Below are 16,675 nucleotides of genomic sequence, written 5' to 3'. Positions count from 1 at the left end.
CACATAATATTTTCACATTATACTAAAACGCTTTCGGTAAATATCGCTATGACATTACTATTACGTAATTACTATACATAGCAAAAAAAATAAAAATAGAGCCACTGAAAGGGTTTTTCAGTGGCCTCACATTAATCGGGAGTGTTCCCAAATTCACCTATTCAAATCTCACATTATCAATATATACTCTTCCTGCAAAATCACTATCAACATCTGCAAAGATTAACACCATGTTTCGTAATAATACATCAGTTCCGACACTTGGCATGGCTATACTAACATCGTAATGATATAAACCATCAGGTGTAACCGTAGCATCCTCTATTTCAGACAACTCAATAGTGTATTGTCCCCCCTGTGCCCAGTATCCTGCAGCAGGTGGTTGAAATACTAGATTAATAGCGATTGCTCCTTCTGTAGCACGTGCTGGATTAACATATAAATCGAATGTTACGTTTTCATGATCTCCACGTACCATTCCATCCTTCCAGAGTTCAAGGCGTGGAGCCGAAGCCCACCCATCACTTGGTTTCACTTCAGGATAGGCGAATTCCCAACTCAAAGCATTCGACCCATTTGCTTCTTCTATGGTAAGTGCTGTTTTCACACCTGATTCAGGATTCCAATCAAACCCTTGACGTGTACCATCTTCAAAATCAGCAGGTAGTTGCGCATCTCCTTTAGGAGCATGAATCACTTCTTGTTCTATTTTAGTTCCAGTAAATGAAATGTTATCTAGTACTACTTCATCTGTTAATTCAGTCCCTACAAATAGTACTAAGTTAGACAACAATCCTGATTCACTTTCACCAAGTGCACCAAGTGCTGGAGATTCTTCTGTAGTAATCGTTAACAATGCTTTATATGTGCCATCATCTTGTAATTCAAAATCATCAGCACTTACAGTTGCATTCACCGGATTTGCCCACCAAATGTTCTCAGCTGCACTTTGTGGAATTGCTGCAATGGCTACTGTTGTAGGCTCAGCAACAATAACATCAATCTGTATTTCCTCTGCTCCTTTAATGCTTACACTTGGATTCCACCCATCTGAAGAAATTCGAGCGTTCCCCCAAATGTCATCCCCAACAGTCCCATTACTAGCATTTAGTCCCGTTAGCTTTAATGCATGATTCTCATTACTAACCGTTAACTCTTCGACCGGGTTATCACCGTTTGGTCCAAATCCTTGGGTTGTCCCATCATTAAAATCCCAAACCACTTGTGACCATTTTGTACGATCAATTGGTTCATATGGAATACCTTTAATTCGCGCCCGTACATATTCCCCAGAAACACTTAGTTCTTCCATCGACCATACTTGGTCATCGCCAGGATCAAGATTTGTAGCATCTGATTTACCTAATTCAAAAGGAGTGAATGAACCAGATGTTTCGTTCTTATTTGTTAATGACCAGTTAGCCCAGCTGATATTATTTTTATTTAAGAAGTTCAACCATACATCTGCTTCATCTAAGTATGGCCCTCCATCTCCGTTTGCTTGGCTTGTCCCCCACTCCGTTGCAAAGATAGCTACTCCATTTTCCATTGCATATTTAGCATTAGACATTACGTTTCCTCTTTCAGAGCTTGGTGTTCCTTCTGGATAACTATCTCCAGGTTGATGAGTTCCTGTATAAAAATGAACAGAATACATAATATTCTTTGCAGCGATTGGATCATCTGCAGCTAAGTCAGGGCGTTGACTCCAGTTCGGACTACCTACAAGAATGATGTTGTCTCCTCTTTCTCGGAGCATTTCTACGAGTGGCTCAGCGTATTCTTTAACAGCCTGCCAACCTTCTTCATTGTTAGGTATACCAGGCCCACCATTATTGTTGGGGCTTGGCTCATTTGCTAGTTCCCAGATAATATAGTGAAACTTTGGATGGTCCTTGTAATGGTCAGCTATTTCTTTAAAGAAGTCATATGCACCTGAATAAACATCAGCTCTTGGATCGCCAGGAGCATGGACATGCCAGTCGACTATGACATACATGTCATGTTCAAAAGCTAGTTCAATTCCTTCGTATACCAAATCTTTAACGCCTGGATTCGTAGCATATCCATTTTCCCCTACATACATTGCTAAACGGATCATGTTTGAATCCCAATCATTTGCTAATGCAGCAAACGCATTACCGTTTACAATTTCTCCAAACCATTGTAATCCGTGTGTGCTCATTCCACGTAATTGAATAGGATTTCCGCTCTCATCACATAGTGTTTTTTGTGGTGGTCCAGCGTTAGACGGTTTACCTGCATGATCTGGCTTTCCTTTTTGACCAGCGTGTCCAGGTTTTCCTGGTACCCCCGCATGAGGTGGTTTCTCAACTTCTTTTTTAACATTACAAACTTTTAAAGCTCCGGCTTGTGAAGGTTTTGTTGCAGTATCAACTATCAAATGACTATAGTCAGATTCAACTGCGCCTACAACAGATGGAAACAATGAAACTAGCATTGCAAATACCATTAGAACCGCAAGTGCTTTTTTCTTTACTTGTCTTCTCATTACATTACCCTCCTATAAATTGGTTTAGACTTCTGTAATTCCCTTCTACCTCAGGAATCTTGGGCTTTACGAAATTGTTTTCGTAAATGTACATATTCCTTATTCTTGTTGATTAAAAGAGAAGAGATAGTCACAGAGGCTTGTACACTTTAAATGATAAAGGACAATGATAACGCTTTCAAAGGGTAATAAGACATAGTCTTAATGTTTTGAATGATTACCTTTTATTACCTTTTCTAAATAAAGAATTTAAAACAAAAAAGGCACTCTAGGTTCACCCTTAGAATACCTTTTAAAATTTATTAACAGATCACACTTTGTTCTATTTCCTTCATTTTATAAAAATATCCTTTCTTGTCGAGCAATTCCTTATAGGTACCCGTTTCGACAATCTCACCTTTGTCCATAACAACAATTTGGTCCATTGCTTCTAACCCATTTAGTCGATGACTTACAAGGACAATCGTAGCACTTTTCGCTTTACGAAACATTACTTCGTATATCTTTCGTTCAGTCCATGTATCTAATGAGGAAGTCGGCTCATCGAGAAGCCATAATGAACCGTTCTTAGCTATGGCTCGGGCCATAGCCAACCGTTGTTTTTCTCCACCCGATAAATTCTGTCCCTTTTCTAGCACTTGGTCATCCAATGAGAACCCTGATAATTGGACGTCCGCTAATAAACCGGTAAGTTGATCATCTGAATAGGTACTATCTTGGAGAAGCAAATTGTCTTTTAACGTCCCATAAAAGAAATGATTTTCTTGAAAGATGATACTTACCTTTTCCCATAGTTTTTCTTTTTCTAGCTCTTCTATAGATATTCCATCTATATGGATTCGCCCATGACTTGGTTCTTGAAGAGTTAATAGCAACTGAAGCAATGTCGATTTTCCAGAACCACTTGGTCCAACAATAGCTGTTTTCGAACCTGCAGGCAAGTGAAGACTCACATCTTGTAATGTGTGTCGATATTCCCCGGGAAAAGTCAGGCTTACTCGGTTTAACTCAATTGAAGGCGCAGCATGGGATAACGACTTTACAGGTTTCTTGTCTGTTTTTATTTCCGACTCTTCGGAAACCTTTTGAAGTCTCCTTGCAGCAAGATTACTTTCTTCATAGTAATTAGAGAAAGTAGACATTGGAGTCGAATGCTCAAATACCGTTATACTTACCATGACAAGCATCGCAAGAAATAATCCGTCTAGTTGACCAGTTGAAACTAGGAATACACCCATGGCTAACACAGCCCATGAAATAACGAGGGCAATTGCTGTATTAATCGATTGGTTATAAACTAGCTTTGTATCTTCTTGACTTTGCTGATGAATATAATTTGTAGATAGATTCGTTACTTTTTGTTTTTTTTCCTCTAACTGGGAATGAAGCTTTAGCTCTCGAAATCCATAGAACCATTCTGTCACTTCTGTAGAAAGCTTACCCCGCTCATCTCTTTTTTGGGTACCAATCCTTTTCTGCTTTTGAGCAAACCATGCCGGTACAATGATTCCCGTTAAAATAAGACCAATCGTTAGGATAATAACAATGTCAATCGAGTAAAATGAGATAAATAGTAAGGTACTCAAAAATATCGTCACCATAAGAATCGGCGGATATAGCACACGTAGAAAATAGTTCTGTAAACTTTCCACATCCCCCACTACTCGAGAAAGTAAATCCCCACTTTGAAATCTCTGATATAGCTTAGGAGCTACCTGCTCCAACTTTTCATAAAAATGGACCCTTATTTCACTTAGCATTGTAAAGGTTGCGCGATGAGAGTAATACCTTTCAGCGTATCGACTAGTCGCTCGTAAAAAGCTACCAAATTTCACGACAGCGACCATCGTAATTAAGACATATAATGGTGGTTCTAGTGCAGCTCTTGAAATTAGATAGCCATTTGCTGCAAAAAGACCAACTGCCGTAATTCCTGCAAGATACCCGAAGACTATTGATAGGATGACATCCCTTTTCTTTTTCATTAATAGCTTTGTAATGCTTATTAAATCAGTCATGGAAGTTACTCCTTCCTTGAGAACAGTAGTTGATATGGTGCAAACGATGATAGTAATTCCTCATGAGTTCCTTCGGCCGTTACAAATCCTTTTTCTAAGAAGATGATATTTCGTGCATCCTTAATCGTTTGAAGACGATGCGCTACGGTAATAACTGTGGCATTTTGGGCTAATTCCTTCATTGACTCATGGAGGCGTTGCTCAGTCAATAAATCAAGTCCTGTTGTTGGCTCATCGAATAAAACAAGAGTAGGCTTTTTAAGAAAGGCTCGAGCCAGAGCAATACGTTGTTTTTCACCGCCAGATAATCCTCTACCACTTTCACCAATTAACGTGTCAAACCCTTGTGGAAGCTCTTGGATTAACTCATCAATTCCCGCCTTCGCTGCTGCTAATTCTATCTCTTCCTTCGTTGCTTTAATACCAAGCGATATATTTTCAGCAATCGTACCAGCAAATAAATACGGGTGTTGCGTGATATAGCTAATCTTCGAAAACCAGTGTTTTTCATCTAGTTCATTTCTTTGGTGTTCATTGACGGTAATCTCTCCATGTTCTACAGGTAGAAGTCCCGCTATAAGGTGGAGCAACGTTGTCTTTCCTGAACCACTTTTTCCAACAATTGCAACCTGACCTTTTGGAGGGATTGATATGGTAATGTCTTGCAATGCAAAGCTGTTTTCAACCTTTTTGTATTGAAACCCAACTTGTTTTAACTGAAGTTGTATTGGTTCATCTGATACCTTCTTCGTTCCCCATTCCACTTCTTGCTCTTTCTTTTCAAGCTCTTCTTCTACTATTGCAGCAGCTCCCATGCTACTTCTTCCTGCATGAAAAGCACTTCCAAGTTCTTTTAGCGACGAATAGAATTCAGGCACTAACAAAAGGATAAAAAAGGCTGTAAAAAAAGAAATTTCCTGAAACACGACAAGTCGCAATCCTAGCTCAAGTGCTACTAGTCCAATGCTTAACATTGATATAAACTCAAGCATAAGCGATGAAGTAAAAGCGACTTTCAAGATGTGCATTGTTTTATCTCTAAATTGCAGGCTGCTGTCCTGAATGACTTCCTTATATTTTGTGGAACGACCAAAGACCTTTAAGCTGACAAGACCTTGTAACGTATCAAGAAATCTACCTGAAAAAGCAGCTAAGCTATCAAGCTGTTCCTCCGACTTACGTTGTGTCGCTCGACCAATAATAATCATAAATATCGGGATAAAAGGTGCGGTGACTAAAATAATCAACCCAGAATAAACATGCTGAGAAAATATAACGATTAATATCACAATAGGGACAATGGAGGTAAGAATTTTCTGCGGAACATATTTGCTAAAAAAACTATCTATTTCGTCGACTACATCAAGCATGACGCTTACCTTTTGTCCGGCTTGCCCCTTATAGGAATCTATCAATGTAGCTTTTGAATAGTTTTGTAATAAGTTATCGCGAATGTCCTTTTTCACTTTAGATGCCATCTTAACTCCAACTTGTCCGTTTGCATACGAGAGCACTACTCTTCCAAGTAGCACTCCCAGCAATACCAACAAAAGAGGGAAGACAAACTGAGTTGTTTCTTTTCCTAAAAACACCTGGTCAACAATCGAAGCGATAAGATAAGACTGAAGAACAATGATTGTAGCTAAAGCGATAGCAATGACATAAAGGGCATAATACTTTCCTTTTTGAGCTCGTGCTAGCTTTTGCAAAGACTTCATAGTTACTCCTCATACTTCGTGCTTAACGTTGCCACGAAAAAGGAGGCGACCAGTGCAACACAGACGACTAATAACGGTGCGTAAAACAGTAAAAAGTTGTGCATGAGACTTCCTCCTTATTTGCCTTTTTGAATGTAAGGCTTATTCATAATGAATAACTTAAACACTAAATACAGCGATGGAATTAATAATAACAGCCCTAATATGAAAACTGTCACTAACGCATATGCCATTGTTTGATTCGTAAACCCATCATATATAGTTAAGTGTGGGTAAAGGATATACGGATATCGTGATACTCCATACGCATAGAAAGCAATCGCAAATTGTAACACAACGAATATAAACGACCAGCCGTAGCTTGCTTTTTTCAACAACATTAAACTTACGATAAAGCAAACAAATGATAAGGCAAACAACCACCAAAGTGAAAGTAATCCTTCATAATGGACGACATTGTGCCATCTCATTTCAATAATTATCCCAAGTGCCGTTAAAATTGTCGGGAAGCTCCAAATCCACGTATACTTTCGAAACAGTTTTAACGCTCCCTTATCCTCTGCAACTGAAGAGTAATAAGCTAAGAAGCTTGCTGAAATAAACAAAACACTTGTTAAACTTAAGACAACAATCGACCAGGCAAATGGACTCGTAAACAAGGCAACATAATCAAGTTCAATTCCACCGGTTGCCGTTTCACGAATAAATCCACCTTGAGAAACGATTAAAGCCGTTGAAAGAGAGGCCGGAATTAGCACCCCTGTCACCCCATACATCAACGTGTACCCAACATGACCCTTCGTACCATATGTTCCAAACGCATAATAACTACCACGAAGAGCAAGTAATATAATCGATATACTAATTGGAATGAGTAATACGGTTCCGAAATAATAGGCCGTACTTGGAAAAAAACCAATCATACCGACAAAGAAAAAGACTAAAAACACATTTGTAATCTCCCATACTGGAGATAAATAACGTTGGATAACGGTATTTACGATATGGTGTTTCCTTGTCACAATTGTCGATGCATTAAAAAATCCTGCACCAAAATCTATTGATGCGACAATGACGTATCCAAACAGGAACAACCATAAGACTGAAATCCCTAATATTTCAACGTTCATTTCGCAACACTCCTTTGGTCAATCTCAAGTTCCCCTAATTCTTTTTCCACTGGATTATTTTTAAACATCCTCGTGAGAACAACTCCTGTACCAACAACTAAAATAAAGTACAGAACGGAAAAAGCAACAAACATTAACGGTACATGCGCAGAATCTGTCGCGCCTTCTGCTACGGTCATGTACCCACGCATAATCCAAGGCTGACGTCCCATTTCGGTAAACCACCAACCGGCTTGTATCGCAACCATAGCTAATGGTCCAGAAGTCAATAGTAACCACCTAAATGCTTTTGTTTTAATGAACTTCCACTTTCTCCAAAGAGCGATACAGTAAGCCATAGAGAGCATCGTTAACCAAATGCCAAGCGTCACCATAATATCAAAGAAATAGTGGACAAAGTAAGGAGGATGATATTCCTCTGGAAACTCATTTAACCCAATCACTTCTCCTGTAAAATTACTATGAACTAAAAAACTAAGAGCGTATGGGATTTTAATTGCGTATTTAACTTCCTTTGTCTCTGTTAGGATTCCGTATAATACAAGCGGCGCTTCTCCTTCTGTTTCAAAATGCCACTCCGCCGCTGCTAGTTTCTCAGGTTGATATTCTGCTAGAAACTTTCCTGATAAGTCCCCAACAACTGCAGTAGCAATCGCAAAAATAAAGGCAATCTTCATTGTTAAAGCTAATGCCTTACGATGGTATTCATGACGATTTCCCTTCCATAAATGGTAAGCGGCAATCGATGCTAATATAAAAGCAGATGTCATATAAGCAGATGTTAATACATGGGCAACCTTTGTAGGCATCGCTGGGTTAAACATTGCTACTAACGGTTGAATGTTTGTCAGTGTTCCATCCACTAAAGCAAATCCTTGCGGAGTGTTCATAAATGCATTAACGGATGTAATAAATAAAGCGGACATACCTGATCCTATAATCACAGGGATTAGTAGTAAGAAATGATGCTTCGGGTTCTTGAAGCGATTCCAAGTATATAAATAAATGCCGAGGAAGATGGCTTCAAAGAAAAACGCAAATGTTTCCATAAATAGCGGAAGTGCTACAAGTTGACCAGCAAATTCCATAAACTTAGGCCATAATAAAGCGAGCTGTAAAGCAATAGCCGTTCCTGTCACAACTCCTACGGCAACACTTATTACATAACCTCGTGCCCAGCGCTTTGCCATCAGTAAATAATGCTCATCATTATTTTTTAATCCGAGCCAATGTGCAATCGCAATAAATATAGGAATTCCGACACCAACTGTTGCAAATATAACGTGTACAGATAATGTTAACATCGTTAAATAGCGACTAAATTCAACTGATTCCATTCTCTTTCCTCCTCGATGCGAACAGACATAAATAACATACTAACAGTTTACAACGTATTTGTATGTGAAATATATCACAAATTAAACGAATTTGTTACAAAAGATTGAGGATTTAGTGACTTTTTAAAAATACCCATTGAAGGTTGAAGTGAAACGTAAGTATTACAGTTGATTTTTTAGGTTAGCTTATATTTGTTTTTCTTTGGTATAATTAAGGAAACATATGCAAGAATTATAAATGGGGGAAAAAATTGAATAGTCTGGAACCGTTTTTATTAAATGTTTTATTTTTAATTGTTTTTTTACTTTTTATTCCGCTCTTACTTGAACTGCATGCCTTTCGTTTCTTTACGAATTATAAAAAATGGTTAAGTACTATTTCTGCAGCAATTGCTATTATTTTGTGCATTTTATTTCCTATTCAAATGATGGATGGTTACTTTTTTGATTTACGGTTAGTGGCTCTTACGATTGGAGGGCTGTATACTGGGATTCCATTTATTTTACTTTTAGCACTATCAACCATTTTTTTCAGACTTCTACTTGGGGGGATAGGGGCATGGGCAACACTTATTATTGTTACATTACTCTCAACTTGTATGATATTTCTAACTAATAGGTTCCAATTAGCTACAACAAAAAGAAAAATACTTATCGGCACCTGTCTATCAGTAGGTGCTTCTATAGTAGCATTAGTTAATTCAATGTTGTTTTTTGGAGCAACATTACATCCCTTATTTGCTGCTTCCTTTGTAATGATAACGTTGGTTTCAACTATACTCATCATTTATTTTTATGAAGTATTTCATAATAGCTTAATTATCAATAGACGGGTGATTAAAGCTGAAAAGATGGAAATTGTTAGTCATCTTGCCTCTTCTATTTCACATGAAGTTCGAAACCCTTTAACTGTCGTTAGAGGATTTCTACAAATGATGGAACAAGGAGGGATTACTGAAGAACAAAGGAAGAATTTTTTACAAATTTCACTTGCGGAAATTGACAGGGCCAACGATATCATACGCAATTATTTAACCTTTGCTAAGCCTTCCCCAGAGGATAATGAAGTGCTTAACGTTAAAATCGAATTAGAAAATACGATACAAATCATCACACCCTTGGCAATTATGAATGGTGTTGAAGTAACTTCAAACTTAAATGAATACCATATTATAGGTGAAAAACAAATCTTCCATCAATGTCTCATTAACATTTTAAAAAACTGTATTGAAGCAATGCCACATACAGGTAAACTAACCATTGAAACATCTGAGGACGAAGGCAAACTACTCATTTTTATTTCTGATAATGGTTCTGGCATGACAAAAGAACAACTATCCCGATTAGGGGAACCCTACTTTACAACGAAGGGACGCGATGGAACAGGACTTGGTATGATGGCAGCCATGAAAATCATTGAAACCTTACATGGTAAGATCCATGTGAAAAGTGAAGTAGATGAAGGGACTAAGTTTTATATTCATTTCCCTCTCGTTCAAATTGGTCAATAACTATTCTATAGGAGTGTATGTAAGGGACTATCTGGTCCTTTACATACACTCTTTTACATTATGCAATATCTAAGATGTGATATATAGCCAGCCACATGGTATAATGCTAAAAATTAATTGAAGTTCACACTGAAATAGTATCAAAGGAGATTCTCATATGAAAAAACATATAGACGAAAAAAGACAAGACATTCTCGATGCTTTTTACTTTAGACATGCTACAAAGGAGTTTGACCCTCAAAAAAAAATTTCAACTGAGGACTTCCAAACTATTTTAGAAGCAGGCAGACTTTCACCTAGCTCTGTTGGTTATGAGCCTTGGAAGTTCGTAGTTATTCAAAATCAGCAACTTCGTGAAAAGATAAAAGAAGTGACTTGGGGTGCCCAGGGGCAACTTCCAACAGCTAGTCACTTTGTTGTGATACTAGCGAGAACGATAAAAGATACAAAGTATGATTCCGAGTATGTAAAACATCAAATGCTGACGGTAAAAAAACTTCCAGAAGAGCTATTTGAAAAAGTAAAAGGGTTATATAAAAGCTTTCAGGAAAACGACCTTAACCTTCTCGAAAGTGAGCGTTCTATGTTTGATTGGGCAAGTAAACAAACGTATATCGCTTTAGCGAATATGATGACAACTGCAGCCTTACTTGGAATTGATTCCTGTCCGATCGAAGGTTTTGATTATGATAAAGTACAGCAATTATTAGCAGAAGAAAATCTTCTTGAAGATGGTCATCTAGCCGTATCAGTGATGGTAGCGTTTGGATATCGCTCGCAAGAACCAAGACCGAAAACAAGAAAATCGATGAATGATGTTGTGCAATGGATCGAATAACATGGCCTAGATTAAGATGGCAACTCTCATCCTAATTTATTCGTATATTTAGCATGTCCTTCGTTCGACATCTTAAAAAATCTTATTTCTGATTGGAAACGAAAACCTCGATTAAATCAGTCTAACTAAGCAACACTAATGATGTTTGGAAGGCTTTTAATTCTTTTCATTAAGGGAGATGTTCAAATGTTAGGAATGAGACAAAACAATAACAAAGGTAACGGGAATATGATGATGTCTTTGGTTGGTATAGGGATAGGTGCCGCAGCAACTTATGGCGTAATGAGAGGGCGTAACAACAACCGTAAAAAAAATATGTTACCAATTCAACCATATAGCAAATGACAAAAGGGCTGGATAAAAAGTTATCACGAGGGCATTGAAAAAGTTCGGTTTTTTAACTTTTACAGTGACCTCTGTATCATCACTTTTTTCCAGCCTCTACATTATTTTATCGCTCCTTCAACACTATAATTGGTAAGGTCAAGTTCGGTTTCACTGCCTACCGCTAATTTAGCAAGCTCAGCTCCAAGATACGGTCCACTCGTTAGACCCGAAGCACCTAGTCCATTAGCTAATACAATCCCTTCAAACTTAGGTAGAGCTCCTATTACAGGAAGGAAATCGGGCGTAAATGGACGAAAACCGACTCTGGTTTCTATCATCGTTGCTTCCGCCAATCCTGGTGCTATTTCTAACGCTTTCGATAATATCTCATGAACTCCACCTGCTGTTACGCGTTGATCAAAACCCGCTTCATCTTCATGTGTTGCCCCAATTACAATACGTCCTTTATCAAAAGCTAGCATATATTGATTGTTCGGTGGCATGATGACTGGCCATATTCCCGTATCTTCATTTGCTAATTCAAGGTGAATAATTTGTGCTTTTTGAGGAGTAACTAAAAATTTTACTCCAAGTGGTTCAAGTAAGTCTTTTGCCCAAGCTCCACCGGTCACTACAACTGTATCTGCCCTCATTTCTTCACCAGAAAGATTCACACCCCTGACAACACTTTCAGAATGAATTAAGGTTGCATCTCCTTGGTGGAACGTGGCACCGTGCTTTTGAGCTGCCCTAAGTAACGAGTTTCGTAAAGCCCTTCCATTGACTCGTGCTCCTCCACTAACATGAACTGACCCATACCCTTCAGCCAATGGGGGAAAAAGTTTTTTTGTCTCTTCGGGCGTTCTAATTGTCACGTCACCAATTTCAGGAGCATCTTGTCTTCGTTGAATGGCTCGCTCTGCCGTCTTTTCTAATTTAGTTTTATCTATATGTAAACTAAGAGCCCCTACCTGTTTATAGCCTGTTTCAGTTTCTCCAAGTTCTTTTAATTCCTCTATTAAGGACGGATAATAACGAGCTCCGTTCTTCACCAACTGATACCAAGCTTGGTTTCTTCGTTGCGTAATCCAAGGACAGACAATTCCTGCAGCCGCATCCGTAGCTTGACCAGAATCAAAACGGTCTATAATCAAAACTTCAATCCCCGATTTTGCCAGATGGTAGGCTGTAGAGGCACCTAGAATGCCAGCTCCAACAATGATAACTTTTTTCATAGCAGACTTCCTTTTCTTTTTATCATGTGTAAATTGTATCCTTATGAGCTTCTTGTTTATAAGTCAGCAACTGGGATGGACGGAACTTGCCAATTCAACTCACTGTCAATCATAAATTGGTGTGGCCAATTTATATCTTCCACTCCCCAATCCGTATAATTTTTTACCATTTTATATAGTTCTTCAACTGATTTTAAATTTGGGCCCTCTAACACTTTTGAAATGTTCTCCATTACATACTCCGGTTTATCCTTCACACCCTCTAGTACTTTTAAGAACCATTTATGATAGGGGTATAACTTTTGATTATGAGCGAGGAGTAGTCTCCCACTAAACAGAATAAAACTTGTGGCTGCCTGATAATACAAATAGCGATTCTCCTGTTTAATGGACTCGTGACAATACCAATGCCATGCTTCAAATTGGGCATAAAATCTTATTATATTTTCTTTTTTTCTTTGAACCGGATATAAAGTGATTTGGTCAATTAATTGCTGTAAGCCTTCTATCTTTGAAATGACAATCTTTGCCCCTTCAAATGCAAATCTTGCAGGCTCGCTTCCTTTCTCTGCGACTTCTTTCATAAAGGAAATGGTTATATATTTCCCATCGACGTATCCCCCATCATAACTACAAAGCTCAGTATTATAATAGGTAAGACTATTTTGACTCTCGCGTTTTTTATAACTCTCTTCTGAGACAATTATCATAATGTCGACATCTGATTGAGGTCGTTCAAATCCATGTGCTATCGAACCCACAACGAGCAAAGCTAACACATCAGGTTCCTCCATAAACATGGATCCTACATTTTCAATCGTTTGTTTATGATGTAAATGCATATTTCATTCCCCTCCTACATTAATCGATATATTAAAAATCGTTCGTGAGGATTATTTTGATAGATGTCTTCTAGCAAGATTTCCTCTTTTAGTTCAAAGGATGTGTGATGTTCTAAAAAGTAAAGATAATCATCCGCTGCATAATAGATAATTAGCTCAACTTCTCGTTTTTCCTTCTCCACCGACAATAAAATATTATGGATTACCTTCATAAAAATCTGAACTGAAAATGGGTTAAAAAAATAAAAACGATTATCTTTTGGGGCCACTTCATACGTCTCCGCAACGATAGGATAGAAATGAATTTGATTCGCTTGTACCTTGTGTTTTTTCTTATAGCTTTCTTTATTAGCCATAGCTTCCTGATAAAAAGTTTCATTCATCTCAATTCCTATAACAGGTATACTAAACAAATGGTTAACAAAAAAAGCCAATCGTCCTTTTCCACACCCAAAATCAACGAGCTGGTCATTGGAGTTAAACTGATAATGTGAAAAAAGAAATTCTAACGCTTGGTAAGGTGTCGCTTCGTATCGGTGGTAATGCAATGAGGAAAGAAAACCTTTCTGTTCTCCACATGTTTTTATATGTAATAGTGCGTCATAGTACTGTTCATTCATTTCCTTACTCCCTTTACTTACCTTCATCTAGTATACAGTATCATAATGTAAGCAATGAGCGTAACTACCATACTAAAAAGAAGATGCGAAAATAAGCCAGGGTGGAGGTATATTCTCACAACTGGCTTAATGGCGAATGAAACCTTTTCAAATACTAGACCTAGTTTTGCTTCACTCTCTTATGGTGTTAGTATGACCTTAATACAATTATCCATTTTCGTATCAAAAATTTCATAGCCATGTTTGGCATCATCTAGTGGTAACGTATGTGTCACGATATCTGCCGGGTTTACCTTCCCTGAGGCAAAAAGGTCATGTAAGTATGGCATATAATGAATGACAGGAGCTTGTCCGGTTCGAATATTTACATTTCGTTGAAAAATGTCTCCTAATGGGAAACCATTATATCGTCCTGAATACACACCCGTGATTTGGATGTTCCCACCTTTTCGTACAGCTTGACTTGCCATAACTAATCCACTCATCGCCCCGCCATGTAACTTCATCCCTGACGCTAAAAATTCGATATCTGTCATTTTCCCACTCATACCAACACAGTCAATGACTACATCAGCTCCACCATTGGTTAAATCATGTAAATAAGCTCCGACATTTTCATGGTCTTCAAAATTTACGATTTCAACTTTGTTATTTTTCTTTGCGTGGTCAAGACGATAACCAACATAATCAACAGCAATGACTCGTTTGGCGCCTTTTAACCACGTAAATTTTTGTGCTAATAACCCAACCGGTCCACACCCAAGAATAACAACGGTGTCTCCTTCTTTCATTCCTGAATTGTCAACACTCCAATAGGCAGTGGTACTGACATCCGCTAATAAAACTAATTTTTCATCCTCTACTTCACTATCTTCCGGTATTTTAAACGGCGTAAAATTTCCATACGGTACACGCATATATTCAGCCTGTCCACCCGGGTATCCTCCCGCTGTGCCAGAGTACCCAAAATAAGCTCCCATCTCCCCATTATCATTGGCATTGTCACATTGACTTTCAAGCTCATGTTCACAGAACCAACACTTTCCGCAGCTCACATTAAAAGGAATAACTACGCGGTCTCCTTTTTTTACTTTTGTCACTTCTGGACCAACCTCTTCTACAATTCCCATCGGTTCATGACCAATAATGTAATCGGGTTGGATATTCGCAATCATCCCATGCATTAAGTGTAAGTCTGAACCACAAATCGCTGTGTGTGTAAGTTTTACGATGATATCATCTGGCTTTTGAATACTTGGAGCTTGTACTTCTTTGACGATTACATTTTTAACACCTTGAAAGGTAACTGCTTTCATGTTCTATCTCTCCTCCTAATTTGGTGGCGTTGGGAATAGCCCTTTTCGATTATTGTTTTCTGGGAAGAGCTTAAGTGCAGCAATATCAACAGCAGTTTGCGATGCTTTTAAATCAATAAGCTTCTGTTCATCCATATTAAAAGGATGGAACCATTTCTTTTTCACCATAAGGTCAGATACTTCTATGTGATAGTCTATCGCAATGTCCAACTGTTTTTGAATTATCCTTCTAGCATCTGGACTTGTTGCTTCCGTTAGCGCAACTGCATAATTTCTCACGGCTGTTTTTGCAGTAAGTAACAAATCGAGTGCTAATGAAGAGTCAGCCTGCTCTGGCATTCCTACCGAGTTAATCGGATCTAAGTAATCATTCACTTTTCCTCACCTCTCTTAATGTGTTTTCGCGTGCTTGTAAAGCTCCTGTAGCTCTTTTATATCTACAATTGACTGTTGGACGCCTTTCTCCATCAATGCTCTTAGCTCTTGATCAAAAACAACACCTTGCATTAATTTGGATTTAAGTAACGTGACGGTTTTAAAATTCAATAGTTCATGAGTCTCCATCGTTTCATGATAAGCTAAGTCTTTTGATTGCATAACACTATCCCCCCTATGCTAATAAACAAAGATATTTTTTCACTAAAAGAGTTTGTTTATCCAATTACTTTCTTACGTTAAGAAATTCAGGAATGTCGTGGGTTACAAAGAATAATAAAACTATAATGACGTACCATAAACAAGCAGAGATTTTATTCTAGGAGTGAAGTTATGAAGAAAACATTAGCCTTACACGAAACATTAGAATTACATGAATTACTGTCATTTAAAAATATTTGCTTGACGAAATCTACTACGATGAGCGGTTTAGTTCAATGCGAAGAGTTAAAAGAGATCCTTTCAATGGATGTTTCTATTGGAAAACAACACATAGAACAACTACAAGGATTTTTACAGACGGAGGGAAATTAAGATGGCCCATATTCTACAAAACATAGCTGGGATGAAAGGCATGACAGACCAAGTTATCGCTACAGACTTTCTCATTTCTGCTAAATCTGCTGTCAGAAATCTTTCCTTTGCTTTAACCGATGCTGCCACTCCAGAGGTAAGGGAAGCTTTACGTCAACAGTTGAACGATTCGATTGAAATTCACGAAAATATAAGTCAATATATGATGAAAAAAAGCTATTACCATCCAAATAATATAAGTGAACAGCTAAAAGTCGACCTACAAGCATCACATACCGCACTTACTCTTTCTTAAGTCTTTA

17 protein-coding genes are annotated in these 16,675 nt (G+C 38.0%); 5 read left to right on the top strand and 12 right to left on the bottom strand.

The genetic code is table 11. The features are described 5' to 3' along the window. Nucleotides 1–157 precede the first annotated feature (157 nt). From BK585_RS03250 to BK585_RS03230, 6 genes are all read right to left on the bottom strand, one after another. Nucleotides 158–2,512: a carbohydrate-binding domain-containing protein gene (locus BK585_RS03250; RefSeq protein WP_078551802.1), complete on the bottom strand. Its 2,355-nt coding sequence runs from the start codon at nucleotides 2,510–2,512 to the stop codon at nucleotides 158–160. Nucleotides 2,513–2,814: 302 nt separating this feature from the next. Beyond that, nucleotides 2,815–4,530 (bottom strand): thiol reductant ABC exporter subunit CydC, encoded by a 1,716-nt coding sequence (gene cydC / locus BK585_RS03245; RefSeq protein WP_078551801.1) that lies wholly within the window; start codon nucleotides 4,528–4,530, stop codon nucleotides 2,815–2,817. A 5-nt stretch (nucleotides 4,531–4,535) separates the two neighbouring features. Next, complete coding sequence (cydD, locus tag BK585_RS03240) at nucleotides 4,536–6,248, bottom strand: thiol reductant ABC exporter subunit CydD (RefSeq protein ID WP_078551800.1); 1,713 nt, start codon at nucleotides 6,246–6,248, stop codon at nucleotides 4,536–4,538. Between the two features lie 2 nt (nucleotides 6,249–6,250). Continuing rightward, nucleotides 6,251–6,352 carry a cytochrome bd oxidase small subunit CydS family protein gene (cydS, locus tag BK585_RS24800; protein WP_419095500.1) on the bottom strand — a complete coding sequence of 34 codons (102 nt, stop codon included), beginning with the start codon at nucleotides 6,350–6,352 and terminating at the stop codon, nucleotides 6,251–6,253. Nucleotides 6,353–6,364: 12 nt separating this feature from the next. Further along, complete coding sequence (locus BK585_RS03235) at nucleotides 6,365–7,378, bottom strand: cytochrome d ubiquinol oxidase subunit II (RefSeq protein ID WP_078551799.1); 1,014 nt, start codon at nucleotides 7,376–7,378, stop codon at nucleotides 6,365–6,367. Beyond that, complete coding sequence (locus BK585_RS03230) at nucleotides 7,375–8,715, bottom strand: cytochrome ubiquinol oxidase subunit I (RefSeq protein WP_078551798.1); 1,341 nt, start codon at nucleotides 8,713–8,715, stop codon at nucleotides 7,375–7,377. The genes BK585_RS03235 and BK585_RS03230 overlap by 4 nt, the downstream gene beginning before the upstream one ends. A 251-nt stretch (nucleotides 8,716–8,966) precedes the next feature. On the opposite strand from BK585_RS03230, the gene BK585_RS03225 reads away from it, so the two are divergent. From BK585_RS03225 to BK585_RS23865, 3 genes are all read left to right on the top strand, one after another. Further along, complete coding sequence (locus BK585_RS03225) at nucleotides 8,967–10,226, top strand: sensor histidine kinase (RefSeq protein WP_078551797.1); 1,260 nt, start codon at nucleotides 8,967–8,969, stop codon at nucleotides 10,224–10,226. Nucleotides 10,227–10,383: 157 nt separating this feature from the next. Then, nucleotides 10,384–11,064 (top strand): NAD(P)H-dependent oxidoreductase, encoded by a 681-nt coding sequence (locus tag BK585_RS03220; protein ID WP_078551796.1) that lies wholly within the window; start codon nucleotides 10,384–10,386, stop codon nucleotides 11,062–11,064. A gap of 186 nt (nucleotides 11,065–11,250) precedes the next feature. After that, the gene (locus BK585_RS23865; protein WP_170885458.1) at nucleotides 11,251–11,409 is read left to right on the top strand and encodes a hypothetical protein; all 159 of its coding nucleotides are present in this window, start codon (nucleotides 11,251–11,253) and stop codon (nucleotides 11,407–11,409) included. A 101-nt stretch (nucleotides 11,410–11,510) separates the two neighbouring features. Here BK585_RS23865 and BK585_RS03215 read toward each other — a convergent pair whose 3' ends face one another. The 6 genes from BK585_RS03215 to BK585_RS03190 all read right to left on the bottom strand — a co-directional run bounded on the left by BK585_RS03215 (nucleotide 11,511) and on the right by BK585_RS03190 (nucleotide 16,001). Continuing rightward, a complete protein-coding gene (locus BK585_RS03215) occupies nucleotides 11,511–12,626 on the bottom strand; it encodes an NAD(P)/FAD-dependent oxidoreductase (RefSeq protein ID WP_078551795.1) in 1,116 nt (371 codons plus the stop codon). Nucleotides 12,627–12,682: 56 nt separating this feature from the next. Then, entirely contained in the window at nucleotides 12,683–13,468 is a 786-nt protein-coding gene (locus BK585_RS03210) for a nucleotidyltransferase domain-containing protein (RefSeq protein ID WP_078551794.1), read from the bottom strand. A gap of 14 nt (nucleotides 13,469–13,482) precedes the next feature. Continuing rightward, nucleotides 13,483–14,088 carry a methyltransferase gene (locus tag BK585_RS03205; protein WP_078551793.1) on the bottom strand — a complete coding sequence of 202 codons (606 nt, stop codon included), beginning with the start codon at nucleotides 14,086–14,088 and terminating at the stop codon, nucleotides 13,483–13,485. A gap of 179 nt (nucleotides 14,089–14,267) precedes the next feature. Further along, nucleotides 14,268–15,404, bottom strand: a complete 1,137-nt coding sequence (locus tag BK585_RS03200; protein ID WP_078551791.1) for a zinc-dependent alcohol dehydrogenase — start codon at nucleotides 15,402–15,404, stop codon at nucleotides 14,268–14,270. Between the two features lie 15 nt (nucleotides 15,405–15,419). Further along, nucleotides 15,420–15,779, bottom strand: coding sequence for a spore coat protein (locus tag BK585_RS03195; RefSeq protein WP_078551789.1), 360 nt, complete (start codon nucleotides 15,777–15,779; stop codon nucleotides 15,420–15,422). A gap of 15 nt (nucleotides 15,780–15,794) precedes the next feature. Next, a complete protein-coding gene (locus BK585_RS03190; protein WP_078551787.1) occupies nucleotides 15,795–16,001 on the bottom strand; it encodes a spore coat protein in 207 nt (68 codons plus the stop codon). Nucleotides 16,002–16,172: 171 nt separating this feature from the next. Between BK585_RS03190 and BK585_RS03185 the strand changes: the two genes are divergently transcribed. Both BK585_RS03185 and BK585_RS03180 read left to right on the top strand, forming a co-directional pair. Continuing rightward, nucleotides 16,173–16,373, top strand: coding sequence for a hypothetical protein (locus BK585_RS03185; RefSeq protein WP_078551785.1), 201 nt, complete (start codon nucleotides 16,173–16,175; stop codon nucleotides 16,371–16,373). A 1-nt stretch (nucleotide 16,374) separates the two neighbouring features. Further along, nucleotides 16,375–16,668, top strand: coding sequence for a spore coat protein (locus tag BK585_RS03180; protein WP_078551783.1), 294 nt, complete (start codon nucleotides 16,375–16,377; stop codon nucleotides 16,666–16,668). Nucleotides 16,669–16,675 lie beyond the last annotated feature (7 nt).

This window comes from Bacillus alkalicellulosilyticus (assembly GCF_002019795.1).
In the GTDB taxonomy this organism is placed as follows: domain Bacteria; phylum Bacillota; class Bacilli; order Bacillales; family Bacillaceae_F; genus Bacillus_AO; species Bacillus_AO alkalicellulosilyticum.
Note: the sequence above shows the minus strand (reverse complement) of the source record. Positions and strands in the feature narration are given on the sequence as shown.

What these genes read in the sequence shown, in the direction of transcription:
- BK585_RS03250 (WP_078551802.1), bottom strand. Translation starts at nt 2,512, where the DNA reads ATGAGAAGACAAGTAAAGAAAAAAGCACTTGCGGTTCTAATGGTATTT.
- cydC (WP_078551801.1), bottom strand. Translation starts at nt 4,530, where the DNA reads ATGACTGATTTAATAAGCATTACAAAGCTATTAATGAAAAAGAAAAGG.
- cydD (WP_078551800.1), bottom strand. Translation starts at nt 6,248, where the DNA reads ATGAAGTCTTTGCAAAAGCTAGCACGAGCTCAAAAAGGAAAGTATTAT.
- cydS (WP_419095500.1), bottom strand. Translation starts at nt 6,352, where the DNA reads ATGCACAACTTTTTACTGTTTTACGCACCGTTATTAGTCGTCTGTGTT.
- BK585_RS03235 (WP_078551799.1), bottom strand. Translation starts at nt 7,378, where the DNA reads ATGAACGTTGAAATATTAGGGATTTCAGTCTTATGGTTGTTCCTGTTT.
- BK585_RS03230 (WP_078551798.1), bottom strand. Translation starts at nt 8,715, where the DNA reads ATGGAATCAGTTGAATTTAGTCGCTATTTAACGATGTTAACATTATCT.
- BK585_RS03220 (WP_078551796.1), top strand. Translation starts at nt 10,384, where the DNA reads ATGAAAAAACATATAGACGAAAAAAGACAAGACATTCTCGATGCTTTT.
- BK585_RS23865 (WP_170885458.1), top strand. Translation starts at nt 11,251, where the DNA reads ATGTTAGGAATGAGACAAAACAATAACAAAGGTAACGGGAATATGATG.
- BK585_RS03215 (WP_078551795.1), bottom strand. Translation starts at nt 12,626, where the DNA reads ATGAAAAAAGTTATCATTGTTGGAGCTGGCATTCTAGGTGCCTCTACA.
- BK585_RS03210 (WP_078551794.1), bottom strand. Translation starts at nt 13,468, where the DNA reads ATGCATTTACATCATAAACAAACGATTGAAAATGTAGGATCCATGTTT.
- BK585_RS03205 (WP_078551793.1), bottom strand. Translation starts at nt 14,088, where the DNA reads ATGAATGAACAGTACTATGACGCACTATTACATATAAAAACATGTGGA.
- BK585_RS03200 (WP_078551791.1), bottom strand. Translation starts at nt 15,404, where the DNA reads ATGAAAGCAGTTACCTTTCAAGGTGTTAAAAATGTAATCGTCAAAGAA.
- BK585_RS03190 (WP_078551787.1), bottom strand. Translation starts at nt 16,001, where the DNA reads ATGCAATCAAAAGACTTAGCTTATCATGAAACGATGGAGACTCATGAA.
- BK585_RS03185 (WP_078551785.1), top strand. Translation starts at nt 16,173, where the DNA reads ATGAAGAAAACATTAGCCTTACACGAAACATTAGAATTACATGAATTA.
- BK585_RS03180 (WP_078551783.1), top strand. Translation starts at nt 16,375, where the DNA reads ATGGCCCATATTCTACAAAACATAGCTGGGATGAAAGGCATGACAGAC.